A 25,009-nucleotide genomic window follows, 5' to 3' on the forward strand; every position below is an offset into this window, starting at 1 on the left:
CGCGGCTGCGTTGCGCGCTCGCGCTTACCTTTGTTGCGAAACAGTGTCGAAGAGGCGGCGGGACGATTGCAAGAAAAACCTGGGTGTGCGCTGCAACCGTCCCATTTTGACACACTGTGCCGGAATGACACAGTAATGGCGCCGTTAACGCATTGAAATAAAACGTATTTTGTTTGGCACGATATGTGCGGATGATTGGGCGATCCCGTGTTCAAGCGGGGCATCCAAAGGAAAATCCAGGGAGGATCATCCATGCTGTACGCCGCTCCCGGCTCTGCCGACGCCAAGGTCACGTTCAAGCCGCGTTACGACAATTTCATCGGCGGCCGCTGGGTCGCCCCGGTCAAGGGCCAGTATTTCGACAACGTCACCCCGATCACCGGCAAAGTCTTTTGCCAGGCGGCACGCTCGACCGCCGAGGATATCGAGTTGGCGCTGGATGCCGCCCATGCCGCCGCGCCCAAATGGGGCCATACCTCGGTGGCCGAACGCGCCTTGGTGATGTGCCGCATCGCCGATCGGATGGAAGCCAATCTGGAAAAGCTGGCCTATGCCGAGTGCGTGGATAACGGCAAGCCGATCCGCGAGACCATGGCCGCCGATATTCCGCTGGCCATCGACCATTTCCGCTATTTCGCCTCGTGCATCCGGGCTCAGGAAGGCTCGTTGGCCGAACTTGATTCCGACACCGTCGCGTATCACCTGCACGAACCCCTGGGGGTGGTCGGCCAGATCATCCCGTGGAACTTCCCCATCCTGATGGCGACGTGGAAACTGGCCCCGGCGATCGCGGCGGGGAATTGCGTGGTGCTCAAGCCGGCGGAACAGACCCCCATCGGCATTTTGGTGTTGATGGAGCTGATCGCCGATATTTTGCCGGCCGGCGTCATCAATGTCGTCAACGGCTTCGGGGTCGAGGCCGGCAAGCCGTTGGCCTCAAGCCCGCGCATCGCCAAGATCGCCTTTACCGGGGAAACCACCACCGGCCGCTTGATCATGCAATATGCCAGTCAGAACCTGATCCCGGTGACGCTGGAACTGGGCGGCAAGTCGCCCAACATCTTTTTCCCCGACGTTGCCGCCGAGGACGATGATTTCTTCGATAAGGCCATCGAAGGCTTTGTCATGTTCGCGCTTAATCAGGGCGAGGTGTGCACCTGCCCATCGCGGGCCCTGATCCATGAAAAACTGTATGACCGCTTCATGGAACGGGCCTTGACGCGGGTCGCCGCCATCAAGCAGGGCAATCCGTTGGACACCAGCACCATGATCGGCGCCCAGGCTTCCAGCGAGCAGATGGAAAAGATCCTGTCCTACATGAATATCGGCCAGGAAGAGGGCGCGACCTTGCTGACCGGCGGCGGTCGGGCCGATCTGGGCGGCGAGCTGTCGGGCGGCTATTACGTCAAGCCGACGGTGTTCAAGGGCCACAACCGGATGCGCATCTTCCAAGAGGAAATCTTCGGCCCGGTGGTGGCGGTGACCACCTTCAAGGACGAGGACGAGGCGCTGCATCTGGCCAACGATACCTTGTACGGCCTGGGCTCGGGCATCTGGACCCGCGACGGCAACCGCGCCTATCGCTTCGGTCGCGGCATCAAGGCCGGTCGGGTGTGGACCAATTGCTATCACCTTTATCCGGCGCATGCGGCGTTCGGCGGTTACAAGCAATCGGGGATCGGTCGCGAAACCCATGCCATGATGCTGGATCATTACCAGCAGACCAAAAACCTGTTGGTCAGCTATAGCCCGAAAGCGCTAGGCTTCTTCTGATATCCAAACGCTGCCGATCCGGGGGCGCTGGACGCTCCCGGACGGGCTTCGTGCCCATGTAGGGGATCGATCATGACACAAACCGCTTTCTACATTCCGTCCGTCAATCTGATGGGGGCCGGCTGTCTTGACGACGCCATTGCCCGCATCAAGACCTATGGCTTTTCCCGCGCGCTGATCGTCACCGACGTGCCGCTGGTCAAGCTGGGCATGGCCGGGAAGGTTGCCGACCTGTTGGCCGCCCAAGGCATCGCCGCCGCTGTTTTCGATGGGGTTCATCCCAACCCGACCACCAGCAATGTGGAGGCCGGGCTGGCGCTGTTGCGGGCCAATGGCTGCGATTGCGTTATTTCCCTGGGCGGCGGCTCGCCCCATGACTGTGCCAAGGGCATCGCTTTGTGCGCCGCCAATGGCGGCGCCATCGGCGATTACGAAGGCGTCGACAAATCGGCCAAGCCGCAAATGCCGCTGATCGCCATTAACACCACCGCCGGCACCGCGTCGGAGATGACCCGCTTTTGCATCATCACCGACGAATCCCGTCATGTGAAAATGGCCATCGTCGATAAGCACGTCACCCCGATCCTCTCGGTCAACGACCCTGAACTGATGTTGGCCAAGCCGCCGGCCTTGACCGCCGCCACCGGCATGGATGCGCTGACCCATGCCATCGAGGCTTATGTCTCGATTGCCGCCACGCCGATCACCGATGCCTGCGCCTTGAAAGCGGTGGGGTTGGTGTCCGCCCATTTGCGTCAGGCGGTGGCCAATGGCGGCGATCTGGCGGCGCGCGAAGCCATGGCCTATGCCCAATTCCTGGCCGGCATGGCCTTCAACAACGCCTCGCTCGGCTATGTTCATGCCATGGCCCATCAATTGGGCGGGTTTTACGATCTGCCCCATGGCGTCTGCAATGCGGTGTTGTTGCCGCATGTGGAGGAATTCAACGCCCAAACCAGCGGTGGGCGGCTGCGCGACGTGGCCGCCGCCATGGGCGTCGATGTGCGCGGAATGGACGATACGACGGGGGCCAAGGCCGCCATCGCCGCCATCCGCGCCTTGGCCGGCGATATCGGCATTCCCGCCGGTTTGGCGCAATTGGGGATGAAGGATGCCGACGTTTCGATCCTGGCCGCCAACGCCATGAAGGACGCCTGCGGCCTGACCAATCCGCGCCGGGCCAGTCAAGAAGAGATCGAAGCCATCTTCCGCGCCGCCGCATAGAAAGCCGCGACCTTGCCGGGGATGGTTTGCCCATCCCCGGTTTTTCTCCCGGAGGTCTTTCATGGTGCAACGGGTTTTGGCCACTGATGCCGCCTTGGCGTTGATCGAAACGCTGAAGCTTAAGCATGGGCCGTTGATGTTTCACCAATCGGGCGGGTGCTGCGATGGCAGCGCCCCCATGTGCTATGCCCTGGGTGAGTTCCTGGTGGGCGAATCCGACGTCAAATTGGGGGTGATCGGCGATTGCCCGTTTTACATGGGCAAGGCGCAATTCGAATATTGGCGTCACACCCAATTGATCATCGACGTCGTGCCGGGGCGCGGCGGCATGTTTTCGCTGGAAGGGCCGGAGGGCCTGCGCTTCCTGACCCGGTCACGGGTGTTCACCGATGCCGAGGTGGCCGCGCTGGGAGATTAACCCGGCTTGGGGCCCGGCCAGGCTGACAAGGCGGTGGCGGCGACCTGACGCAATTGTTCGCGGGTGGCGCCGGCGACCACCTGAATGGCCATGCCCTGGGCGACGGTGATGATGAAACGGGTCAAGGCCAAGGTGTCGCAATCGGCCGGTAATTCGCCGGCCTGCCGGCCCTGGTCGAGGCGGGCGACCATCCTGGTCTGGTATTGCTCGCGGATTTTATTGAGCTCCAGCTTGACCGCGTCGGCTTCGTCGGCGCCGCTTAGGGTCGCCTTGATCGCCATGCAGCCGACCGGCTGGGTCGGGTCGGTCATCATGTCGGCGCCGCCCAACAGCAGCCGTTCGGCCACTTGGTAGGCGGTGGGGGCGGACAGCGCCTCGCTCATATAGGCGGCTTTTTCCGAGACATAACGGTCCATGGCCTTGCGGAACAATTCTTCCTTGTTGCCGAAGGCGGCGTACAGGCTGGGGCGGTTGATGCCCATGGCCTGGGTCAGATCGGTGAGCGTCGTGGCTTCGTAGCCCTTTTGCCAAAACACGCCCAAGGCCTTGTCCAAGGCCTGTTCCGGGCAAAAGCAGCGGGGGCGTCCGATAGCCATACCATTGGCTCCTTGATTTCTGTACCGAAGAGTAAAATATTCTGTTGACACCCTCCTGTCCAGTCCGATATTTGTACCGATCAGTACAAAACAGATGGATGGAGCATCCCCCACATGAGCAAGCCCCTTTCCGGCAAGATTGCCCTGGTCACTGGTGGCGCCCGCGGCATCGGCGCCGCCATCGTCCGCTCGTTGGCCGCCGATGGCGCCGCTGTCGCCATCAGCTATTCCGCCTCGGCCGAGAAGGCCGAGGCCTTGGTGGCCGAACTCAAGGCGCAGGGCGTGACCGCCGCCGCCTTTCAGGCCGATCAGGCTGACACCGCCCAGGTCGATGGCCTGATCGCGGCGGTTTACGCCCATTTCGGCCGCCTGGATATCTTGGTCAACAATGCCGGCGTGTTCATCGGTTGGCCGGTGGACGCGGTGGCGGCGGATCGGGCGGCGCTTGATCGCCTTTATGCCATCAACCAGCACGGCGTCATCGCCGCCATTCGCCGCGCGTCGCAAGTGATGGCCGAAGGTGGCCGCATCATCACCATCGGCTCGGTGCTGGCCCAGCGTTCCGGCTTTCCCGGCATCGCCGATTACGTCGCCAGCAAGGCGGCGGTGGTTGGCTATGCCAAGGGCGCGGCCCGCGATCTGGCGGCGAAAAAGATCACCGTCAACGTGGTTCAGCCCGGATCCACCGCCACCGAGATGAACTCGGAGGTGGGTGATTTCGCCGATCTGCAACGTTCCGGCATTCCGCTCGGCCGTTTTGCCCAGCCGGGAGAAATCGCCGCTGCCGTTTCCTATCTGGCCTCGCCGGGGGCGGCTTTCGTCACCGGTCAGGTGATCACCGTCGATGGCGGTTTCACCGCGTGAATGACTGCGGTTTCACCGCGTGAATGGTTGCGGTTTCACCGCGTGAACTACAGGAGCATCGTCATGGGCGTCGTCCTTTCGAAAAACAAACTTTGGCTCGCCGGTGTTGCCGTGACGGTGATTGTCGTCGGCGGCGGCTTGGCCGTCTCTTTGAACGGTCACGTCGCCAAGGCGACGCAAAGCGCGGTGGCGGCGCCGCCGCCGTTGCCGGTTTCGGTGGCGGTGGTGGAAAGCCGCGACATGGTGGCATGGGAGGAATTCTCGGGCCGGCTGGAAGCGGTGGAACGGGTCGAGCTGCGCTCTCGCGTGGCCGGGCAGGTGCAAGCGGTGCATTTCCGCGAGGGCGGGCTGGTGAAAAAGGGGGATCTGCTGGTCACCATTGATCCCGCCCCGTTCGCCGCCGAAGTGGCCCGCGCCGAGGCGCAACTGGCCTCGGCGCAGGCGCGGCTGACCTTTACCCAGCGTGAACATGACCGCGCCCGCCAATTGACCGGATCAGGCAATATGCCGGTGCGGGAATTGGATACCCGCGCCAATGCCTATGCCGAGGCCCAGGCCAGTGTGCGGGTGGCGCAGGCGGCGCTGCAAAGCGCCCGTCTGGATTTGGGCTATAGCCGGATCACCGCCCCGATTTCCGGTCGCATCGGCAAGGCGCAGATCACCGCCGGCAATCTGGTGCCGGCCGGGGCCGGCGCCCCGGTTCTCGCCACCTTGGTGTCGGTGTCGCCCATCCATGCCAGCTTCGATGCGGACGAACAGGTGGTGACGCACGCGTTGGCCGACCTTAAGGGCGGCGCGGTCGACGGTATCCCGGTGCGCATGCAGGTGGGCGGGCACGAGACCAGCGGCAGCGTGCAGATGATCGACAATACCGTCGACGTCAAAAGCGGCACCGTGCAGGTCCGCGCCATCTTCGCCAACGACGACGGGGCGCTGATCCCCGGTCAATTCGCCCGTCTGTCGTTGGGCCAGCCGCAAAGCCGGCCGGTGCTGCTGGTCTCTGAACGGGCCATCGGCACCGATCAGGACAAGAAGTACGTGCTGGTGGTCGGTGCCGACAACAAGGCGCTGTATCGCCAGATCACCCTGGGGAGCGCCACCGATGGCTTGCGGGTGGTGACGTCCGGTTTGCAGCCGGGCGAACGCATTGTCGTCAACGGCCTGCAACGCCTGCGCCCCGGCGCCGTCGTCGCCCCGCACGAGGTGGCGATGCTGGCCAAGAATCCCGACGCGCTGGCGCAACGTTGATTTTTCCCGACAAGACGAGGGCGACATCATGAACATCTCTAAATTCTTCATCGACCGCCCCGTCTTTGCCGGTGTCTTGTCGGTGCTGATCTTCGTGTCCGGTCTGCTGGCCCTGGGCAATCTGCCGATTTCCGAATATCCGGAAGTGGTGCCGCCCACGGTGGTGGTGCGGGCCAATTATCCTGGCGCTAATCCGACGGTGATCGCCGAGACGGTGGCCACCCCGATCGAAGAAGCCATCAACGGCGTCGAGAACATGCTGTACATGGGGTCTCAGGCAACCACCGATGGCCTGATGACGTTGACGGTGACCTTTAAGCTGGGCACCGATCCCGACAAGGCCCAGCAATTGGTGCAAAACCGGGTTTCCCAGGCCGAGCCGCGCCTGCCCGAGGAAGTCCGGCGCTTGGGCATCACCACGGTGAAAAGCTCGCCCGATCTGACCATGGTGGTGCATCTGCTGTCACCCGACGGCCGCTATGACATGACCTATCTGCGCAATTACGCGGTGCTGAACGTCAAGGACCGGCTGGCCCGCATCAACGGGGTCGGTCAGGTGCAGTTGTTCGGCTCGGGCGATTATTCCATGCGGATCTGGCTTGACCCGCAAAAGGTGGCGGAACGCGGTCTTGCCGCCGGCGACGTGGTCGCCGCCATTCGCGAACAAAACGTCCAGGCGGCGGCCGGCGTCGTCGGCGCTTCGCCCGGCCTGGCGGGGGTGGACCTGCAATTGTCGGTCAACGCCCAAGGACGCCTGCAAAGCGAAGACGAATTCGGCGACATCATCGTCAAGACCGACGCCAATGGCGCCGTCACCCGTCTGCGCGATCTCGGCCGGATCGAATTGGGGGCGGCGCAATACGCGTTGCGTTCCTTGCTCGACAACAAATCGGCGGTGGCGGTGCCGATCTTCCAGGCGCCGGGCTCCAACGCCATCGAGATTTCCGACCATGTGCGCGCCACCATGGCCGAGTTGAAAACCTATATGCCCGAGGGCATCGATTACGAAATCGTCTATGACCCGACCCAATTCGTCCGCGCTTCGATCAAATCGGTGATCCATACGCTGTTGGAAGCGGTGTTGCTGGTGGTGCTGGTGGTGATCTTGTTCCTGCAAACCTGGCGGGCGTCGATCATTCCGTTGCTGGCGGTTCCGGTTTCGGTGGTCGGCACCTTCGCCGTCATGCATCTGCTGGGGGTGTCCATCAACGCCTTGTCGCTGTTCGGGCTGGTGCTGGCCATCGGCATCGTCGTCGATGACGCCATCGTCGTCGTCGAGAACGTCGAACGCAATATCGAAGCCGGGCTTAGTCCCAAGCAAGCCACCTATCGGGCCATGCGCGAAGTCTCTGGTCCCATTGTCGCCATCGCTTTGGTGCTGGTGGCGGTGTTCGTGCCGCTGGCCTTCATCAGCGGCCTGACCGGGCAGTTCTATAAGCAATTCGCCCTGACCATCGCCATTTCCACGGTGATCTCGGCGATCAATTCGCTGACCTTGTCGCCGGCGCTGTCGGCCTTGCTGCTGAAGGGGCACGACGCCCCCAAGGACCGGCTGACCCGGATCATGGATAGCGGTCTGGGCTGGCTGTTTCGCGGGTTTAACCGTGTTTTCGGCGCCGGCACCCGTGCTTATGCCGGCGGCGTGGAAAAGGTCATCGGCCGCAAGGCGCTGATGATGGCGATCTATCTGGCCATGGTCGGGGTGACCTATGGTCTGTTCCAGGCGGTGCCCGGCGGGTTCGTCCCCATGCAGGACAAGCAATACCTGATCGGCTTCGCCCAATTGCCCGACGCCGCCACCTTGGACCGGACCGAGGACGTGATCCGCACCATGAGCGCCATCGCCCTGGAAGATCCCGGCGTCGAGCACGCCATTTCCTTCCCCGGTCTGTCGATCAACGGTTTCACCAATTCCACCAATTCCGGCATCGTCTTCGCCGCGTTGAAATCTTTTGACCAGCGTCAGGACCCCAGCATGAGCGCGGGGGCCATCGCCATGCGCCTGAACCAGAAATATGCCGGCTTGCAAGACGCCTTTGTCGTCATGTTCCCGCCGCCGCCGGTTCAGGGGCTGGGCACCACCGGCGGGTTCAAATTGCAGATCGAGGATCGCGGCTCGGCCGGCTATCCGGCCACCGACGCGGCGGTCAAGGCGTTCATGGCCGAAGCGGCCAAGGCGCCGGAACTGGCCAATCTTTTTTCCAGCTATCAGGTCAACGTGCCGCAGCTCTATGCCGATCTTGACCGCACCAAGGCGCGTCAGTTGGGGGTGGCGGTGACCGACGTGTTCGACACCTTGCAGATTTATTTGGGCAGTCTGTACGTCAATGACTTCAACAAGTTCGGCCGCACCTATTCGGTCCGGGTCCAGGCCGATGCCCCGTTCCGCGCCCATGCCGACGATATCGGCAAGCTGAAGGTGCGCTCGAATAGCGGCGAGATGGTGCCGTTGGCGGCGTTGCTGGCGGTCAAGCAGACGGCGGGACCGGAACGGGCCATGCGCTATAACGGCTTTTTGTCCGCCGATATCAGCGGCGCCGCCGCGCCCGGCTATTCCTCGGGCGAAGCCCAGGCCGCGGCCGAGCGCATCGCCGCGCAGACCCTGCCCAAGGGCTTTTCCTTCGAATGGACGGAATTGACCTATCAGCAGATCTTGGCCGGCAATTCCGCCGTCATCGTCTTCCCGCTGGCCATCTTGCTGGTGTTCCTGGTGCTGGCGGCGCAATACGAAAGCCTGACCCTGCCCATCGCCATCATCATGATCGTCCCCATGGGGCTGCTGGCGGCGATGACCGGCATCTGGCTGACCGGCGGCGACAACAACGTCTTTACCCAAATCGGCCTGGTGGTGCTGGTTGGTCTTTCGGCCAAGAACGCCATCTTGATCGTCGAATTCGCCCGCGAACTGGAATTCGTCGGCCGCACCCCGATGCAGGCGGCGATGGAGGCGGCGCGGCTACGGTTGCGGCCGATCTTGATGACCTCGCTTGCCTTCATCATGGGGGTGGTGCCGCTGGTGGTGTCGAGCGGGGCGGGGGCGGAGATGCGTCAGGCCATGGGGGTGGCGGTGTTCGCCGGCATGATCGGGGTGACCGCGTTCGGCATCTTCCTGACCCCGGTGTTCTATGTGCTGATCCGTCGTCTGGTCGGCAACCGGCCGCTGCACCACCATCAGGGCAGCCACGCAGTCAAGGTTCCCGATGAAATCGAGGCGCCGCTTTCACCCCATCCCTTGCCGGCGGAATAACCGATCCCCCAACCCCCGGCAAAGGCGGAACCCCGGGTTGCTTCCCTGACTCAGAAGCGACCCGGGGTTCATCATGTGGATATCGGCCCGGTTTTGCCGGGTGGGGTGGTTATTGCGCCAGGGCTGCTGTCACCCCGGCGGCATAATCGGGGTGAATTTGTGCGAACAGGGCCAGCTGGCGCTCGACGATATTGGCGGGCACCCCAGCCATGGCGGCGGCGATATTGCCGTACAGCCGGGCTTTGTGGGCGTCGTCGAACAATGCCCACAGGGCGCGGGGTTGGGCGAAATCGTCATTGCCGTCGCGGTGGGAATAGCGGTCGGCCATGCCGTCCACGGCCAGGGGCGGTTCCTTGTATTGCGGGGCCTCGGTCGGGCCGTTCATGGAATTGGGCTCGTAATAGGCATCAGGATTGCCGGTATCGTTGGCGAAAAAGCGCATGGCGCCATCCTTGTGATAATGGTGCACCGGACAGCGCGGCTGGTTGACCGGCAGGGCTTCGTAATGGGTTCCCAGGCGATAGCGATGGGCGTCAGCATACGAGAACAGCCGGGCTTGCAGCATTTTGTCCGGCGAGGCGCCGATGCCGGGCACGGTGTTGGAGGGCGAGAACGCCGCCTGTTCGATCTCGGCGAAGTAATTCGCGGGGTTGCGGTTCAGTTCGATCACCCCGACCTGTTGCAGCGGCGCATCGGCATGGGGCCACACTTTGGTCAGATCAAAGGGGTTGAAGCCGGTGCGGTTGCTCCACTCTTCCGCCTGTTGCTCGCTCATCACCTGGACCTGAACGGTCCAGCGCGGGAAACGGCCGGATTCGATGGCCCCGAACAAGGCTTCTTGATAGCTTTCGCGGCTCTTGCCGATGACCTGCCCGGATTCGGCGTTGGTCATGGTCTGCCATCCCTGTTGGGTCTTGAAATGGAACTTGACCCAGAACCGCTCGCCGGCCTGATTCCACAAGGAATAGGTGTGGCTGCCATAGCCGTTCATGTGCATGGGCGTCACCGGGATGCCGCGATCAGAGAACAAGATGGTGACCTGATGCAGGCTTTCCGGTGACAGCGACCAGAAATCCCACATGGCGGTGGGCGACCGCAGATTGCTGCGCGGATGGCGCTTTTGCGTGTGAATGAAATCGGGGAATTTCAGTGGGTCGCGGATGAAGAATACCGGGGTATTGTTGCCGACCAGATCCCAATTGCCTTCCTCGGTATAGAATTTCAAGGCGAAGCCGCGGACGTCGCGCTCGGCATCCGCCGCCCCCATCTCGCCGGCGACGGTGGAAAAACGCGCCAGCATCGGCGTCTGTTTGCCGACGCCGGCGAAGATGGCGGCGCGGCTATGGGCGCTGATGTCGTGGGTGACGGTGAAGGTGCCGAAGGCCCCCCAGCCCTTGGCGTGAACCACACGCTCGGGGATGCGCTCGCGATTTTGGTGGGCCAGCTTTTCCAGCAGATGGTGATCTTGCAGCAGCAGCGGCCCACGCGGCCCGGCGCTCAATGAATTCTGGTTGTCGGTGACCGGAGCCCCGGCGGTGGTGGTCTGATGATAGGGACACTTGCTCATGACGATCCTCCGGAATTGACGCCTTGGCGGCACAGGATGCAATCATAGGCAGCGGCCTATTATTATAGAAATTGGTTTAATTTTTAGATGTGATCGATTCTATCAATGATGATGCGCATCATGTGGGATCAGGCCGGGAAAATGGCGGCGTAGCGTTCCGGCTTGAAGCCGATCTCGATGCCCTCCGCGTATTCCAGCACCGGCCGCTTGATCATCGACGGCTGTTCCCGCATCAGGGCGATGGCCTTGTCGCGGTCCAGATTCTGCTTGGCCTCATCGGGGAGTTTGCGAAAGGTGGTGCCGGCGCGGTTGATCACCTTTTCCCAGCCGGCGGCGTCGCACCAGCGTTCCAGCGCCGCGCGTTCGATTCCGGCTTTCTTGAAATCGTGGAAGTCATGGGCGATGCCGTGGCTGTCCAACCAGACGAAGGCCTTCTTCATGGTGTCGCAGGCCTTGATGCCGTAAAGCGTGGTCATGGAATCAGCCCTGGTAGCGGATGCTGATCTTGGCCGCCGCCGCCCGTGCCGCCGCCCGCGCCGTGTCGGTATCGCCATCTGGCGCCAGGGCCAGGGCGACGGCCATGCGGCGATAGGGCCGGGTCGTCGGCTTGTTGAAGACGCGGACATCGACGTCAATGCCCGCTGCCGGCGCGATCAGGGCGTCAGCCAGGCCTTCGATGGTGAAGTCGCGGCTGTCGCGATCGGCCAGGACCACGGCGCTGGCCGCCGGGCCGAACTGGGTGATCGCCGGGATCGGCAGGCCCAGGATCGCCCGCGCATGCAGATCGAACTCGGTCAAATTCTGCGAGATCAGCGTCACCATGCCAGTGTCGTGCGGGCGCGGCGACAATTCGGAAAAGATCACCGCGTCGCCCTTGACGAAGAATTCGACGCCGAACAGGCCATAGCCGCCCAGATTGTCGACCACCGCCGTGGCCATGCGCTGGGCCTCGGCCACCGCCTGTGGGGTCATCGGCGTCGGCTGCCAGCTTTCCTGATAGTCGCCGCGTTCCTGGCGGTGGCCGATGGGGTCGCAAAACAGCACGCCGTCACGGGTGCGGATGGTCAGCAGCGTGATCTCGTAGTCGAAGTCGATAAAGGCCTCGACGATGACCCGCTGGCGGTCGCCGCGCATGCCGGCCACCGCGTAATTCCAGGCGGCATCGATGGCATCGGCGGATTTCACCGTGCTTTGGCCCTTGCCCGACGACGACATCACCGGCTTGATCACACAGGGGATGCCGACCGTGGCGACGGCGGCCCGCATTTCTTCCAGGGTTTCGGCGTAAAGATAGGTGGAGGTCGGCAGGTTGAGTTCGGCCGCCGCCACCTCGCGGATACGGTCGCGGTTCATGGTCATGATGGTGGCCCGCGCCGACGGCACCACGTTTTGGCCGTTATCCTCGTAGTGCTTGAGCACCTCGGTGCGGATGGCCTCGACCTCGGGAACGATGAAATCGGGCTTATGCTTGTCGATGGCCGCGCCAAGCGCGGCGGCGTCGAGCATGGAGAAGACCTCGGCCTCGTCCGCCACCTGCATGGCCGGGGCGCCGGCATAGGCGTCGCAGGCGATGACATGAGCGCCCAGGCGCTTGGCTGAAATGACGAATTCACGCCCCAATTCGCCGGAGCCGAGCAGCAGGATTTTGGCGATGGCGGTCATGTCAGGTTACTCCAGCTCAGGAATCAGGTTGTTTTTATGTGGAAAAGCTAATCTATTATGCGCAGGGAGCGGCGCGCTTTCGATGATCCCTATCTCAGTAACAAAATTTCTGCGCCAAGCAAAGGTTCGCCTCGCCGCGACGATCCGCTTTGGCTGATGCGGTCAGAGCCTGACACGGCGGCGCCCCGTCCAGAACCGTTCGGAGACACATCATGCGCAAATTTCTGTTGGCATTGGCCGCCATGGCCGCTGTTTCCCCGGCTTATGCCGCTGACGGCACTTTCGATCAAGCGATGTTGACGCCGGAAGCGGCGCTGAAGGCGGCGCAGGCCGCCATGGATTCTTGCCGCAAGAACGGTTGGCAAGTCGCGGTTTCGGTGGTTGATCGTGGCGGCAATGTTCAGGCCTTGCTGCGCGACCGTTACGCCGGTCCCCATACGGTGGGGGTCGCCACCGGCAAGGCGTGGACGGCGGTCAGCTTTCGCACCAACACCACTGATTTGGTGGCGTTGACCGGTCCCGGCATGGCGCAAGCGGGATTGCGCACCGTGCCGGGCGCCACCGTTTTGGGCGGCGGGCTTAAGATCGAAGCCGCCGGCGCCCTGATCGCCGGGATTGGGGTCTCGGGCGCGCCGGGGGGTGAATCCGATGATATTTGCGCCAAGGCCGGGCTGGCGGCGATACAGGATCTGCTCAATTTCTAATCCGTCGCGGCGAGCACGGCGCGGTCGCGGCCTTGGTTCTTGGCCGCGTACAGGGCGTGGTCGGCCCGTGACAGCAAGTCTTCCAGCCCATCGGCCTCGGTGCCGATGGCGATGCCGATGCTGACCCGGAATTCAAGGATGCAATCGTCACTCAGCCTGACCTGGGTGGCGCGGACACGGTTCAAGATCTGGTTGGCGACGCGCTCGGCGGCATTGCCGGGGGCCTGGGCCAGGATGAGGGCGAATTCTTCGCCGCCCATGCGGCCGGCGATGTCGGCGCCACGGGCGGATTCGCGCAAAATGGTCGCCAAATGGCGCAACACCTGATCGCCGGCCGCGTGGCCATGGGTGTCGTTGACATGCTTGAAGTGGTCGGCATCGACCATCAGCACGGCAAGGGGGGCGCCCTTGCTTTCCGCCAATAGGCGATTGCCCTGTTCCAGAAAGGCGGTGCGGTTCAACATTTCGGTCAGCCCGTCGACGGTGGCCAAGTGGGTCAACCGGGCCTCGGCCTGCTTGCGTTCGGTGATGTCGCGGATGACGCCGACATGGATCATGGTGTCGCCGTTGCGATGGGTGCCGACAGTCAATTCAATGGGGAATTCGCTGCAATCCTTGCGCAAGCCGACCATTTCCCGGCCGCGCCCGACATTACGGGCCGGCTGCATGCGGGCATGCGCCAGATAATTGTCATGGGTGGCGGCATAACGCGGCGGCATCAGCATGTTGATGCTTTGGCGGATCACTTCGTCTTCTTCATAGCCGAACAGAGTTTGGGCCGCAGGGTTGAATTCGGTGATCAATCCCTGGTGATCGATGACCACGACGGCATCTTGGGCCACCGACAGGAAGCTTTGAAGGCGGTTGGCGGTGGTTTGCAATTGCGTGGTGCGTTCCTGCACCCTTTGTTCCAAGCGGGCGTTGGTTTCGGCGAGATCAGCCAACACCTGTCGGCGGCGCAGGGTTTGGCGGCGCAGGCCGAAGGCGCCGGCACCGATCACCACCGAACCGCACAGGGCCAGAACCAGGGCGGCGTTACGTTCTTGCCGCCAGGGGGCCAATCTGGTCTCCAGGTTGATCTCGACTTCGACCTGAACCGGATAGCGCGAGGAATGCCGTCGGGTCGCGATGGACGGATCATTGCGCGCGGGCGCGGGAATCTCGGTTTCGGTGCTGAGATTGGGCAGGCTGGCGATAACGGCGCCGTTGACGTGGCGCAAGATGATCGTCGTGCTTTCTTCATTGGCCAAGGTGTCGAACATATCGACGAAATGCAGCGGCGATATGCCGCAGAGCATCACCCCGGCGAAACGCCCGTCGGGTGTTTCCAGCCGTTGGGTCAGGGGGACGATCCAGGTGCCGTTGGTCCTGTTCCGCAACGGGGGGCCGAGCAGGGGCTGAAAGCTTGGGGTATCGCGGTGATGGATGAAATAGGGGCGGTCGGCCACGTTGCCGCCGCGAAAATCCGCCCCTTGCGAATTCAGGCGCAGATCGCCATGGGCGTCGAAGGCCAGGAACGCCGTTAAAGCGGGGGACGCCCGTCGCCGTTCGGTCAAGGCGGCCACCACCTCGGGGCGGGGCGTTTCAACCATCGCGCCGGTCACGCTTACCAATTGGGCCAGACCGGTCAGCGTCCGCTGGCTGCTTTCAATGAATTCGCTGACGCTGGCTTCGATCAGGGTGGCGGTGCTGGCGGCCTCGATTTCGATAGCGGCGACCGCCGTCCGGCGTTGCCGTTCAAGCGCGGCGAACACCGCCACATTGAAGATGACGATCAACAAAATACCGATGGGTGGCCAGATCGTGGTCTTACGCAAGCGCCACCTTTATCAAAATGCAGATCCAGGATACGCCTTAAAGGCGAAATCTCAAGCCTGCATCACGGCGATGACGTTACTCCTTCCGGCTTGCCGACGATGACGACCAGCAGGTTGTCGGCATCCAGCAGGCGTTTGGCCGCTGTCTTGACCTGATCCATATCGACCGCCGCGATCAGGGCGTTGCGGCGTTGCAGATAATCGATGCCCAATTTGTCCGATTGCATGACCACCAGCAGATTGGCGATGGCGGCGGTGGAATCCAGGGATAGCGGGAACGATCCGGTCAGATAGGTCTTGGCGTCGGCCAATTCGGTTTCGCTTGGGCCGGCGTCAGCCATGCGCCGGAGTTCCTGGCGGATAAGGTCCAGCGATTGCTTGACCCGCGCGTTCTGGGTGGCGACGCCGCCGACCAGCACGCCGGCATGATCCATGGGCAACAAATAGGAATAGACGGAATAAGCAAGGCCGCGCTTTTCCCGGACTTCTTCGGTCAAGCGCGAGGAAAAGCCGCCGCCGCCCAAGATGTAGTTCATCACATAGGCGGGAAACCAATTGCTGTCATCGCGCTTGATCCCCGGCGCGCCGAACACGGCGACGCTTTGCGGAATGTCGCGCTGTTCGACGATGGTCTTGCCGGTGGCGATGGTGGCTTCGCTGACCTTGATCGCCGGATGGCTGGCCGGCAGGGCGCCAAAGGTTTGGTCCAGCAACGGCGCCAATTGTTCGGGGGTGATGTCGCCGACGATTCCGACGATCAGGCCTTGGCGGCTCAGCCAGGTTTTGGCGTGCGCCTTCAGCTCGGCCGTCTTGATCGCCTTGACCGTGTCGGGGGCGCCGTTGACGGGGCGGGCATAAGGATGCGCGCCAAAGGCCGCCTTGTTCCACAGGCGCGAGGCGACGGAATTGGGGTTTTGCAATTCGCGGGTCAGCCCGGCCAGGATCTGGCCGCGAATGCGTTCGGTTGGCTCCTTGTCGAAGCGGGGCTGGGTCAGGGCCAGACGGAACAGTTCGAAGGCGGTGTCGCGGTTGTCGGTCAGGGTTTTCAGCGAGCCGCGCAGATCGTCCCTGCCGGCATGGAAGGACAAGCCGATGGACAGATCCTCCAGCTTGCCCTGGAAGCTTTGCGAATCGTAAGGCCCGGCGCCTTCGTCCAGCAGGCTGGCCATCATGTTGACCAGACCGGGCTTGGTCTCGACGGCGGCGCCGCCGGCAAAGGCCACTTCCATGGCGATGATCGGGTTGGCGTGGTCCTGCACCAGCCAGGCCTCAATGCCGCCGGGGCTGGTGACTTTTTCCACGGTGACGGCCCAAGCGGGCAGGGGCAGCGTCAGCAGCAGGGCGAAGACAAGGCGGCGGATCATTGGCGGGCTTCCTGGGCGGCGGGCAACAGCAGGCCGGTGACCGAAGCGTTATCGGACAAAACGGCGCGGGCGGTGGCGTTGACCTGATCGGCGGTGATGGCGGCAATGCGGTTGGGCCAGTCTTCCACGTCGGCGACGCTTTGGCCGGTGGTCAGCGCTTCCCCCAGAACGCGGGCGGCGGTGTGGAGCGAATCGCGGGCATAGACCACTTCCGCCTTCAGCCGAGTCTTGGCCCGCCGCACTTCGTCCTCGCTGATGCCGGTTTTCAGCAACAAGGCGATTTCGGCTTTCATCGCCGCCTGTAGCTTGTCCATGCTGATCCCCGGACGGGGCGAGGCGGCGAAGCCGAAGGTGGTCTGGTCCAAGGCGCCGGCATCGTACCAGGCATGGGCCGAGGCGGCGAGACCCTGATCGACCACCAAAGCCTTGTACAGCCGGCTGGTGGCGCCCCCCGACAGCACTTCCGCCAACACCTCAAGCGCTTGCGGTTGGGTCTTGTCGACGGCCGAATGCTGGCTGGGGGCGACGTATAATCGTGTCCAGGACGGTTGTTTGACCCGCGGGTCGGCAAGGGTGATCTGGCGGGCGCCGGCTTGCGGCGGTTCGCTGGCGCGGATACGGGGCGGCAAGTGTTCTGGCTTCAAGGGGCCATAATAGGTTTCGGCCAGGGCGATGACCTTGGCCGGGTCCACATCGCCGGCGACCACCAAGATGGCGTTGTTGGGGGCGTACCAGCGTTTATAGAAATCCAGGGCGTCGGTGCGGCTTAGGCCGGCCAATTCCCCCGGCCAGCCGATGACCGGCCGGCGATACGGGTGGTTGAGGAACAAAGCCGCTTCCAGCCGCTCTTGCAGCAGCGCGGCGGGGTCGTTGTCGGTGCGCGAGCGCCGTTCTTCCTTGACCACTTCCAGTTCCGACGTCACGTCGTTTTCGGCCAGCGTCAGGTTGCGCATGCGGTCGGCTTCCAGCTTCATCACCAGTTCCAGCCGGTCGGCGGCGATGTTTTGGAAATAGGCGGTGTAGTCGGACGCGGTGAAAGCGTTATCGCGGCCGCCATTGCGGGCGACAATCTTCGAGAACTCGCCGGGCGGAATCTCGGGCGTGCCCTTGAACATCAGGTGTTCGAGAAAATGGGCGATCCCCGATTTGCCGGCGGTTTCATCGGCGGCGCCGACCCGGTACCAGACCATGTGGCTGACGATGGGGGCACGATGGTTTTCGACGACGACCACCTCAAGGCCGTTGCTCAAGGTCTTGGTCACCGGGTTGAAGACCTGGGCCTGGGCCGGCAAGGCCACCGTGATCGCCAGGGCCGCCATCGCCGCCCAATCGCGCCACATCCGCATGTCGTGTTCACTTTCGTTGGTTACCGTCTTGCCGATATAGGCGTATGGGCGATGGCCGGCAAGCGGGCGATCACTCCCTAAGCAATTTGTAATGCGGATCATCGGCGGCGCTGTCGAAGCTGAACAACACCGCGCCGGTGGCGTGGTCGATGCATTGAAAGGCGGTGCGCTCGGAGGTCGAGGACGGTTGCCACAAGGCGTTGGTCATGCCGGCGCGGCTGAGGCCGGCGATCATGGGCGCCGCTTTTTCGCATTGGGCGACGGTGTCGAAGGAGATGGCGGGGGCGGTGTAGGCGCACATGGGGCCGACACAGGCGATGACCAGGGCGGAAATGGGCATGGCAAATCTCCTTCGGGGCAATGGACGATGGGAAACCTCGTTGCATGTCGCGTTATCGACAGATGGGCACGGCCCGCGCCGTCACCAAGATGTAACGCAAGAAGCGGGCCAGGATGGGCAAAGAAAAACCCCCAGGCGGAACCTGGGGGTGCGTTCATTGTTCAGGTTGCGGGGGGGGCTGTTACCAGATCCCCTCCAGCATGCCCTTGCGGCGGCGCTCGATGCGCGGGGTGTCACCCGATGTCGGCGCATTGCCCAAGGCCTGATTTTCGCGCAGACGCTGCGCTTCCTTGCCAGCGTCCAATTGCTCGCCATAGCCCATTCCCTCGGCCTTGCGCCAGAACACCAGCTTGTCGGTGAAGGATTTGTCGGCATCGGCCAGCGACTGGCTTTCCTTGTTCACCAGCAGGCGGATATCGGGCTGAGCCTGTTCGGCCCCGGCCTTTTTCAGCAAGGTGACGTCACCTTGGGTGCGGCCTTGGGTGGAAATCGGGGTGACGGCGCGGGGATTGCCGGTCAACGCCCGGCGGGCCTGATCGCGGACATTGCCTTCTTGCGGGCGATCAACGCCCGGCGTCGGCGGCCGCAGCGAAAAATCGGGCGGCATGGACAACGGTGCCCGTGACACCACCTGGAATTCATCCGGCGGCGCTTTGTCGTAGCCCAGCGCGCGCTTGGCTTCGGAGCAGCCGGAAAGGGCGAGCGAGGCCAGCGCCAGCAGGGCGGCAACTCGCAACGGTGACGAAAGGGAGATGTTCATGCGCTTCATGGCCTCAATTCTTATCCGAGTTCTGCCGGCTAAACAAGGAATCCAATATCAGCAGGATGGCGCCGATGGTGATGGCTGAATCCGCCAGATTAAAGGCTGGCCAATGCCAGCCAAAGGCGTGGACGTCCAAAAAGTCGGCCACCGCGCCCCACCGCACCCGATCGACGACATTGCCCAAGGCGCCGCCGATGATCGCCCCCAGGGCCAGCGAAATCAGCCGCCCCTGCGCCTTGCCCAGCCAAATCAGCAAGGCGATGACGATGACCACCGACAAGGCCGACAGGGCCAACGCATTCCACGGCCCGTCATTATTGAAGATACCAAACGACACGCCGCGATTCCAGGTCATCAGCAGATTGAAGAACGGCGTCAGTTCGATCACTGTCGGGCTGAAGAACGGGGTGTCGGTGACGCCGTCGGGGCGCATCACCTTTTCCACCACCCACCATTTGGAAATCTGGTCGGCGACGATCAGCGCCGCCGCCAGCATCAGGCCCAATTTGCGCATGATCTCAGCCCGCCTTGCTGACGGCGTCGGAACAGCGTCCGCACACGCCGTCGTGCTGGCGGTGGCCGACTTCGGGCAAGACCTTCCAGCAGCGTTGGCATTTGTCGCCCTCAGCATTGCGCGGCACCACCCCGACGCCGGCGATATCGGAAAGAACGAAGGCACTGTCGGGCGGCGGCCCTTCGATCACCAACAGGCCCGAGGTGATGCAGATTTCCGCCATATCCTGATCGGCGATGGCTTCGGCCAGTTCGCCTTGGACATAGAGCGCCGGGTTGGCTTGCAGGCTGGAGCCGATGCGCTTGGCCACCCGTTCGCCTTCCAGCGCGCCGGTGACGACGCGGCGGACATCGCGGATTTTCTGCCATTTGGCGGCCAGGGCATCGTCGCGCCATGCGGCCGGCACGTCGGGGAAGGTGTGCAGATGGACCGAATCGTCGGCTGACGGATGGCGGGTCAGCCAAGCTTCTTCCGCCGTGAAACAGGCGAACGGAGCCAACCACTTGCACAGCGCGTCCAAAACGATGTCCATCACCGTGCGGGCGGCGCGGCGGCGGATGCTGTCGCTGGCATCGCAGTACAGCGCATCCTTGCGGATGTCGAAATAGAACGCCGACAGATCGACGGCGCAGAAATTGTGCAGCTCGTTGAACCAGGGATGGAATTCGAAGCCGGCGCAGGCGGCGCGCAGACCGCCGTCGATTTCGCTCAGGCGATGCAGCACCCAGCGTTCCAGTTCGGGCATCTCGGCCACCGGCAGGCGTTCCGCCTCGCTCAGACCATCGACGGCGCCGAGCAGATAGCGCAAGGTGTTGCGCAGGCGGCGATAGACGTCGACCTGGGTCTTCAGGATTTCCGGGCCGATGCGCAGATCGTCGGAATAATCCGACCCCACCACCCACAGGCGCAAGATATCGGCCCCCTGGGTGTCGACCACCTGTTGCGGCGAGACGACGTTGCCCAAGGATTTGGACATCTTGCGGCCGTCTTCGTCCAAGACGAAGCCGTGGGTCAGCACCGCGTCATAGGGGGCGCGGCCACGGGTGCCGCAGCTTTCCAGCAACGAGGAATGGAACCAGCCGCGATGCTGGTCGCTGCCTTCCAGATACAGGCTGGCCGGCCATTGGGTGCCGGACCATTCGGCGCCTTCCAGCACGAAGGCATGGGTGCAGCCGGAATCGAACCAGACGTCCAAGACGTCGAAGATCTGTTCGAAATTTTCCGGGTCGTGGTCGTTGCCGAGGAAACGGCTGGCCGGGCTGGTGTACCAGGCGTCCGAGCCCTCGGTCTCGAAGGCGGCGACGATGCGGGCCATGACGTCAGGATCGCGCAACGGCTGGCCATTGCGCTTGTCGACGAAGACGGTGATCGGCACGCCCCAGGCGCGCTGGCGCGACAGGCACCAATCGGGACGGGTCTCGATCATGGCGCCGATGCGGTTCTTGCCCTGGGCGGGGACGAAGCGGGTGGTGTCGATGGCGGCCAGGGCCTTGGCCCGCAGGCCGTGGCTTTCCATGGACACGAACCATTGCGGCGTGGTGCGGAAGATCAGCGGCGCTTTCGAGCGCCAGGAATGCGGATAGGAATGGTCGATCTTGCCGTGAGCCAACAGGTTGCCGCAGGCTTTCATCGCTTCCAGCACCGGCTTGGCCACCGGGCTGTAATACTTGCCGTTCTTGCCCTGGGCCAAGACGCTAAGGCCGGCGAAGATGGCCACCGACGGATAATAGGTGCCGTCGGGCTGGACGGTGTCGGGCACCGCGATGCCATGGGCGCGGCCCAGATGGAAATCGTCCTCGCCATGGCCCGGCGCGATGTGGACGAAACCGGTGCCGGTATCGGTGGTGACGAAATCGCCGGCCAGGGCGGGGACGGGGAAATCATAGCCGCCCTTGGCGTCGGGGTGATGCTTCAAGGGATGCTGGCAGAGGGTGCCGGCCAGGGCCTCGCCCTTGATGGTATGCAACACGGTGAAGCTGGCCTTGGCATCCTTGGCCACCTGCTCGGCCTGATCCTTGATCAGCACCAGCTTGTCACCCATCCGTGCCAGGCTGCCTTCGGCCGCCTCGGTGACCTCCACCACCACATACTCGAATTCGGCGCCATAGGCCAAGGCGCGGTTGCCCGGCATGGTCCACGGCGTCGTCGTCCAGATGACGATGTTGGCGCCTTCGATCTCGGGGCAGCCGGCGCTCACCACCGGGAACTTGACCCAGATGGTCACCGAGGTGTGGTCGTGATACTCGATTTCGGCCTCGGCCAGGGCGGTCTTTTCCACCACCGACCACATCACCGGCTTGACGCCCTTGTACAAGCTGCCGTCCAGCAGGAACTTGCCCAATTCGCCGGCGATGGTGGCTTCGGCGGCATTGGTCATGGTGGTGTAGGGGTGATCCCAGTCGCCTTCCACCCCCAGGCGCTTGAATTCCTCGCGCTGGATGTCGATCCATTGGCGGGCGAAGGCGCGGCATTCCTCGCGGAATTGCACCACCGGCACCTGATCCTTGTCCTGGCCGGCGTCGCGGTACTTTTCCTCGATCTTCCATTCGATCGGCAGGCCGTGGCAATCCCAGCCGGGAATGTAATGAACATCACGACCCAGCATGAATTGGGTGCGGTTGATGACGTCCTTCAAGATCTTGTTGAGCGCGTGACCGATGTGCAAATGGCCGTTGGCATAAGGCGGGCCGTCATGCAGCATGAACTTCTCGCGGCCCTTGGCCACCTGCTGCATGCGGGCAAACAGGCCCATATCGGCCCAACGCTTGAGCAGCTTGGGTTCCAGATCGGGCAGGCCGGCTTTCATCGGAAAATCGGTCTTGGGCAGGAAGACGGTGTTCTTGTAGTCCGCGCTCATGTCGGGTCTCTTCTAATTTTCGGACACGGCCACCATGGGGCCGGGACTTGCGGGGAAATGACGGGCAGCCAGCATTTGGCGGGCGGTGGCGGCATCGGTTTGAATTTGCGACTTCAATTCGTCCAGACCCGAGAATTTGCGTTCCGTGCGGATGAAGTCGATCAGGGCGACCCGCAGATGACGGCCGTACAGGTCCATATTCTGGTCCAGCAGATGCACTTCCAAAATCTGGTCGGTCTTGTCGAAAGTCGGGCGCGAGCCGAAATTGGCGACGCCGTCCAGCCATTGGGTGGCGCCGCCCAGATCGATGCCGGCGCGCACGGCATAGACGCCGGCCGCCGGGCGCTGATATTCGCCCAGATGGATGTTGGCGGTGGGGAAGCCGATGGTGCGGCCGCGCTGGTCGCCGTGTTCGACCCGGCCTTCGATTTCCCAGTAATGGCCCAGCAATTGGGCGGCGATGGCGGGGCGGCCGTTGGTCAAGGCCTCCCGCACGCGGGTCGAGGAAAAAGTCTCGCCGCCCTCGGCCATTTCCGGCGGCACGGCGGTGAAGCCGAAAGCGCCTTCATCGGCGGCCTTTTGCAACAGCGCCCCGGTGCCCTTGCGGCCCTTGCCGAAAACGTAATCATAGCCGACCACCACGTGGCGAACCTTCAGGCAATTGCCCAAAACATCGCCGACGAATTCCAACGCCGTCATGTTGGCGAAATCCTGGTCGAAATGCTGCATGAACAACAAATCGATGCCCAAGGCTTCGATCAGCCGGGCCTTGACGCGAAACGGCGTCAGCCGGAATTGCGGCTGGGTCGGATTGAAAAAAGCGCGGGGGTGCGGCTCGAACGTCATCACCCCGTGGGGCGCGCCCAAGGATTCGGCGATACGCTTGGCGGTCAGGATCACCGCCTGATGGCCCCGATGGACGCCGTCGAAATTGCCCAGCGCCACCACACACCCGCGCAGGTCGGGGGGCAGTTCGCCGCAATGTCGGATCAGGCGCATGGGGGCCAAGTTCGCATTCCTTCATTTCCAAGGAAGTAAGGGGTAGTCGAAAGCGCAGACCAGTGCAACCCCGCTGGACGGTCAGTCCATGGAGAAGTCGGCCCAGGGAATGGCTGGAAAGGCCGCGATCCGCGCCGGCCCCAAATACAGCCCGCCCTCTTGCACGGTGATTGGGGCGGGGATCGCCGGGCGGCCGCGTGCGTCCGGTTTGGCCATCAGCGCCAAAATGGTCTTGGTGGTCCGGGCGACCGCGGGGTCGATGGCGCCGCTTTGTCCCAACCGGTCCATCAGCGCGTCAAAGCCGCGCATCTGGGTGGATAAGGCGATCAGGGGCTGGCCGTTGGGGTCCAGGGCGGCGGTGCCGTTGCCTTCCAGGCCCATGGGCGGCCAATCCAGGGCGACCCGTTCCAGTTCCAGCACACCGCCTTGCTTGCTCCAATCGATGATGGCGGTCACAGGCCGAGGCCAGGATGCGGAAGGCGGGAATATTCCCATCACCCGGCCGGATATTTCGGCCATGGTGATGGTGGGGTCGAAATCGGCGAAGGGCAGCTTTGGCACGCCGATCTCGCGGGCGGACAGGGCAAAGCGCCAACTGGCCGGGTGGCCGCTGGGGTCAGGGCGCGGCGGCAGCGCGGCAATGCTGAGAGCCATGTCTTCGATGCTCAGGCTATCGGGGCCGCGCAGACCGTGCAGATGGGCGTCAAGGGTGCCGGCGGCCAGCGTCGCCGTCAGCACGGCGACGTCGCAGCTCCAGTCGCGGCCATCGCGGCCGATGGTCTGGCGGCCTTGGGTGCTGAGATGCACCGCGCGCGGCCACAGCGGCGCCGTCTTCAGGGTCAGAATCGGGGCCTGCCAGTGTATTCCGGCCGGAATGGTCACGCTGGGGTTGCCAAGGGTCAGGGACAGGCGTCCGGGAAAACCGCTTGCGGTGATGTCATCCCAGGCGACATTCCAGCCCGCGGCGCGCCGGGTTTCGGCCCAGCGTTCCAATTGGCTGCGGGCTTGCCCTGCGGCATGAAACCAATACAGGGTATAAGCGACAGCGGCGACAACGAGCGCGGCGCCAAGAACAAGGCTGAGACGGCGAGCGGACATGGATACATCCGACGACAGGAAGGCGAAGCAAAGGTCTACTCCGGCCCATGGCGCGGCGCAAGGTGATGTGTGGGTCTTCGCCTATGGCTCGTTGATGTGGAACCCGGATTTCACCCCGCAAGAAAGCGTGCCGGCCCGGCTTTTCGGCTGGCGGCGGGCGTTGTGCATCTTATCGACCATCTATCGCGGCACCGAGGATCGGCCCGGTCTGGTCTTGGGTTTGGATCAGGGGGGCTCGTGCCGGGGGCGGGCCTTGCGGGTGGCGGCGGCGGATTGGCCGACGGTCAAGGCGCGGCTGGATGCGCGCGAATTGCCGACCTTGGTCTATATCCCGCGCTTTTTGCCGGTGCGGCTGGAAAATGGCGCGACGGTCGCCGCCTATGCCTATGTGGTCGATCGCCGGCACCGGCAATATTGGCGCGGCGAACCGGCCGAGGCGCTGCGATTGCTGCGCCAGGGGCACGGCAAGGGCGGCTCGGCTCGGGATTATCTGGCGCAGACGGTCGGGCACCTGTCGCAGATGGGAATTCGCGCCGGCGCCCTGCATCGCCTGCTCAAAGCCGTGGATGAAGGGGATTGACGGCGGCGGCCAAGCCGGTTCATCATCC

At 63.4% G+C, this 25,009-nt stretch carries 21 protein-coding genes; 8 read left to right on the plus strand and 13 right to left on the minus strand.

Annotated features, from left to right (window positions below):
- Window positions 1-252 precede the first annotated feature (252 nt).
- The 3 genes from adh to KEC16_RS08990 all read left to right on the plus strand — a co-directional run bounded on the left by adh (window position 253) and on the right by KEC16_RS08990 (window position 3,415).
- Window positions 253-1,773, plus strand: a complete 1,521-nt coding sequence (gene adh / locus KEC16_RS08980; protein ID WP_211548011.1) for an aldehyde dehydrogenase — start codon at window positions 253-255, stop codon at window positions 1,771-1,773.
- A 72-nt stretch (window positions 1,774-1,845) separates the two neighbouring features.
- Complete coding sequence (gene yiaY, locus KEC16_RS08985) at window positions 1,846-2,997, plus strand: L-threonine dehydrogenase (RefSeq protein WP_211548013.1); 1,152 nt, start codon at window positions 1,846-1,848, stop codon at window positions 2,995-2,997.
- 61 nt (window positions 2,998-3,058) lie between these two features.
- Entirely contained in the window at window positions 3,059-3,415 is a 357-nt protein-coding gene (locus KEC16_RS08990; RefSeq protein ID WP_211548015.1) for a DUF779 domain-containing protein, read from the plus strand.
- Here KEC16_RS08990 and KEC16_RS08995 read toward each other — a convergent pair.
- A complete protein-coding gene (locus KEC16_RS08995; RefSeq protein WP_211548017.1) occupies window positions 3,412-4,011 on the minus strand; it encodes a TetR/AcrR family transcriptional regulator in 600 nt (199 codons plus the stop codon). The genes KEC16_RS08990 and KEC16_RS08995 overlap by 4 nt on opposite strands.
- A gap of 114 nt (window positions 4,012-4,125) precedes the next feature.
- Here KEC16_RS08995 and KEC16_RS09000 point away from each other — a divergent pair, with 114 nt between their 5' ends.
- The 3 genes from KEC16_RS09000 (at window position 4,126) to KEC16_RS09010 (ending at window position 9,370) form a co-directional block, all read left to right on the plus strand.
- Window positions 4,126-4,875 carry an SDR family oxidoreductase gene (locus tag KEC16_RS09000; protein ID WP_211548019.1) on the plus strand — a complete coding sequence of 250 codons (750 nt, stop codon included), beginning with the start codon at window positions 4,126-4,128 and terminating at the stop codon, window positions 4,873-4,875.
- A gap of 63 nt (window positions 4,876-4,938) precedes the next feature.
- Window positions 4,939-6,123, plus strand: coding sequence for an efflux RND transporter periplasmic adaptor subunit (locus KEC16_RS09005; protein ID WP_211548021.1), 1,185 nt, complete (start codon window positions 4,939-4,941; stop codon window positions 6,121-6,123).
- A gap of 28 nt (window positions 6,124-6,151) precedes the next feature.
- Window positions 6,152-9,370 carry an efflux RND transporter permease subunit gene (locus KEC16_RS09010; protein ID WP_211548023.1) on the plus strand — a complete coding sequence of 1,073 codons (3,219 nt, stop codon included), beginning with the start codon at window positions 6,152-6,154 and terminating at the stop codon, window positions 9,368-9,370.
- A gap of 109 nt (window positions 9,371-9,479) precedes the next feature.
- Here the strand turns inward: KEC16_RS09010 and KEC16_RS09015 are convergent, their stop codons facing one another.
- The 3 genes from KEC16_RS09015 to purT form a co-directional block, all read right to left on the minus strand.
- Window positions 9,480-10,937 (minus strand): catalase, encoded by a 1,458-nt coding sequence (locus tag KEC16_RS09015; protein WP_211548025.1) that lies wholly within the window; start codon window positions 10,935-10,937, stop codon window positions 9,480-9,482.
- Between the two features lie 128 nt (window positions 10,938-11,065).
- Window positions 11,066-11,413 (minus strand): arsenate reductase, encoded by a 348-nt coding sequence (locus KEC16_RS09020; RefSeq protein ID WP_211548027.1) that lies wholly within the window; start codon window positions 11,411-11,413, stop codon window positions 11,066-11,068.
- Between the two features lie 4 nt (window positions 11,414-11,417).
- On the minus strand, window positions 11,418-12,599 hold the full coding sequence (gene purT, locus KEC16_RS09025) for a formate-dependent phosphoribosylglycinamide formyltransferase (RefSeq protein ID WP_249208993.1): 1,182 nt from the start codon (window positions 12,597-12,599) through the stop codon (window positions 11,418-11,420).
- 212 nt (window positions 12,600-12,811) lie between these two features.
- On the opposite strand from purT, the gene KEC16_RS09030 reads away from it, so the two are divergent.
- Window positions 12,812-13,303 (plus strand): GlcG/HbpS family heme-binding protein, encoded by a 492-nt coding sequence (locus tag KEC16_RS09030; RefSeq protein WP_211548029.1) that lies wholly within the window; start codon window positions 12,812-12,814, stop codon window positions 13,301-13,303.
- Here the strand turns inward: KEC16_RS09030 and KEC16_RS09035 are convergent.
- From KEC16_RS09035 to KEC16_RS09075, 9 genes are all read right to left on the minus strand, one after another.
- Window positions 13,300-15,120: a diguanylate cyclase gene (locus KEC16_RS09035; protein WP_211548031.1), complete on the minus strand. Its 1,821-nt coding sequence runs from the start codon at window positions 15,118-15,120 to the stop codon at window positions 13,300-13,302. The two genes, KEC16_RS09030 and KEC16_RS09035, sit on opposite strands and share 4 nt — an antisense overlap.
- A 62-nt stretch (window positions 15,121-15,182) precedes the next feature.
- The gene (locus tag KEC16_RS09040) at window positions 15,183-16,484 is read right to left on the minus strand and encodes a M16 family metallopeptidase (RefSeq protein WP_211548034.1); all 1,302 of its coding nucleotides are present in this window, start codon (window positions 16,482-16,484) and stop codon (window positions 15,183-15,185) included.
- On the minus strand, window positions 16,481-17,932 hold the full coding sequence (locus KEC16_RS09045) for a M16 family metallopeptidase (protein ID WP_249208996.1): 1,452 nt from the start codon (window positions 17,930-17,932) through the stop codon (window positions 16,481-16,483). Before KEC16_RS09045 ends, KEC16_RS09040 begins: the two co-directional genes overlap by 4 nt.
- Window positions 17,901-18,170 (minus strand): hypothetical protein, encoded by a 270-nt coding sequence (locus KEC16_RS09050; RefSeq protein WP_211548035.1) that lies wholly within the window; start codon window positions 18,168-18,170, stop codon window positions 17,901-17,903. The genes KEC16_RS09045 and KEC16_RS09050 overlap by 32 nt, the downstream gene beginning before the upstream one ends.
- Window positions 18,171-18,351: 181 nt before the next feature.
- Window positions 18,352-18,930, minus strand: coding sequence for a DUF3035 domain-containing protein (locus KEC16_RS09055; RefSeq protein ID WP_249208998.1), 579 nt, complete (start codon window positions 18,928-18,930; stop codon window positions 18,352-18,354).
- 13 nt (window positions 18,931-18,943) lie between these two features.
- Window positions 18,944-19,447 carry a signal peptidase II gene (lspA, locus tag KEC16_RS09060; RefSeq protein ID WP_211548039.1) on the minus strand — a complete coding sequence of 168 codons (504 nt, stop codon included), beginning with the start codon at window positions 19,445-19,447 and terminating at the stop codon, window positions 18,944-18,946.
- Between the two features lie 4 nt (window positions 19,448-19,451).
- On the minus strand, window positions 19,452-22,304 hold the full coding sequence (ileS, locus tag KEC16_RS09065; protein WP_211548041.1) for an isoleucine--tRNA ligase: 2,853 nt from the start codon (window positions 22,302-22,304) through the stop codon (window positions 19,452-19,454).
- A 12-nt stretch (window positions 22,305-22,316) separates the two neighbouring features.
- Entirely contained in the window at window positions 22,317-23,303 is a 987-nt protein-coding gene (locus tag KEC16_RS09070) for a bifunctional riboflavin kinase/FAD synthetase (protein ID WP_211548111.1), read from the minus strand.
- 81 nt (window positions 23,304-23,384) lie between these two features.
- Window positions 23,385-24,401, minus strand: a complete 1,017-nt coding sequence (locus KEC16_RS09075; RefSeq protein ID WP_211548043.1) for a DUF2125 domain-containing protein — start codon at window positions 24,399-24,401, stop codon at window positions 23,385-23,387.
- Between KEC16_RS09075 and KEC16_RS09080 the strand changes: the two genes are divergently transcribed.
- On the plus strand, window positions 24,400-24,981 hold the full coding sequence (locus KEC16_RS09080) for a gamma-glutamylcyclotransferase (protein ID WP_211548046.1): 582 nt from the start codon (window positions 24,400-24,402) through the stop codon (window positions 24,979-24,981). The genes KEC16_RS09075 and KEC16_RS09080 overlap by 2 nt on opposite strands.
- Window positions 24,982-25,009 lie beyond the last annotated feature (28 nt).

The organism is Magnetospirillum sulfuroxidans, from assembly GCF_018224925.1.
Lineage (GTDB): Bacteria > Pseudomonadota > Alphaproteobacteria > Rhodospirillales > Magnetospirillaceae > Magnetospirillum > Magnetospirillum sulfuroxidans.

What these genes read in the sequence shown, in the direction of transcription:
- KEC16_RS08990 (WP_211548015.1), top strand. Translation starts at nt 3,059, where the DNA reads ATGGTGCAACGGGTTTTGGCCACTGATGCCGCCTTGGCGTTGATCGAA.
- KEC16_RS09020 (WP_211548027.1), bottom strand. Translation starts at nt 11,413, where the DNA reads ATGACCACGCTTTACGGCATCAAGGCCTGCGACACCATGAAGAAGGCC.
- yiaY (WP_211548013.1), top strand. Translation starts at nt 1,846, where the DNA reads ATGACACAAACCGCTTTCTACATTCCGTCCGTCAATCTGATGGGGGCC.
- lspA (WP_211548039.1), bottom strand. Translation starts at nt 19,447, where the DNA reads ATGCGCAAATTGGGCCTGATGCTGGCGGCGGCGCTGATCGTCGCCGAC.
- KEC16_RS08995 (WP_211548017.1), bottom strand. Translation starts at nt 4,011, where the DNA reads ATGGCTATCGGACGCCCCCGCTGCTTTTGCCCGGAACAGGCCTTGGAC.
- adh (WP_211548011.1), top strand. Translation starts at nt 253, where the DNA reads ATGCTGTACGCCGCTCCCGGCTCTGCCGACGCCAAGGTCACGTTCAAG.
- KEC16_RS09050 (WP_211548035.1), bottom strand. Translation starts at nt 18,170, where the DNA reads ATGCCCATTTCCGCCCTGGTCATCGCCTGTGTCGGCCCCATGTGCGCC.
- KEC16_RS09005 (WP_211548021.1), top strand. Translation starts at nt 4,939, where the DNA reads ATGGGCGTCGTCCTTTCGAAAAACAAACTTTGGCTCGCCGGTGTTGCC.
- KEC16_RS09010 (WP_211548023.1), top strand. Translation starts at nt 6,152, where the DNA reads ATGAACATCTCTAAATTCTTCATCGACCGCCCCGTCTTTGCCGGTGTC.
- KEC16_RS09030 (WP_211548029.1), top strand. Translation starts at nt 12,812, where the DNA reads ATGCGCAAATTTCTGTTGGCATTGGCCGCCATGGCCGCTGTTTCCCCG.
- KEC16_RS09045 (WP_249208996.1), bottom strand. Translation starts at nt 17,932, where the DNA reads ATGATCCGCATTACAAATTGCTTAGGGAGTGATCGCCCGCTTGCCGGC.
- KEC16_RS09075 (WP_211548043.1), bottom strand. Translation starts at nt 24,401, where the DNA reads ATGTCCGCTCGCCGTCTCAGCCTTGTTCTTGGCGCCGCGCTCGTTGTC.
- purT (WP_249208993.1), bottom strand. Translation starts at nt 12,599, where the DNA reads ATGACCGCCATCGCCAAAATCCTGCTGCTCGGCTCCGGCGAATTGGGG.
- KEC16_RS09055 (WP_249208998.1), bottom strand. Translation starts at nt 18,930, where the DNA reads ATGAACATCTCCCTTTCGTCACCGTTGCGAGTTGCCGCCCTGCTGGCG.
- ileS (WP_211548041.1), bottom strand. Translation starts at nt 22,304, where the DNA reads ATGAGCGCGGACTACAAGAACACCGTCTTCCTGCCCAAGACCGATTTT.
- KEC16_RS09080 (WP_211548046.1), top strand. Translation starts at nt 24,400, where the DNA reads ATGGATACATCCGACGACAGGAAGGCGAAGCAAAGGTCTACTCCGGCC.
- KEC16_RS09000 (WP_211548019.1), top strand. Translation starts at nt 4,126, where the DNA reads ATGAGCAAGCCCCTTTCCGGCAAGATTGCCCTGGTCACTGGTGGCGCC.
- KEC16_RS09070 (WP_211548111.1), bottom strand. Translation starts at nt 23,303, where the DNA reads ATGCGCCTGATCCGACATTGCGGCGAACTGCCCCCCGACCTGCGCGGG.
- KEC16_RS09015 (WP_211548025.1), bottom strand. Translation starts at nt 10,937, where the DNA reads ATGAGCAAGTGTCCCTATCATCAGACCACCACCGCCGGGGCTCCGGTC.
- KEC16_RS09040 (WP_211548034.1), bottom strand. Translation starts at nt 16,484, where the DNA reads ATGATCCGCCGCCTTGTCTTCGCCCTGCTGCTGACGCTGCCCCTGCCC.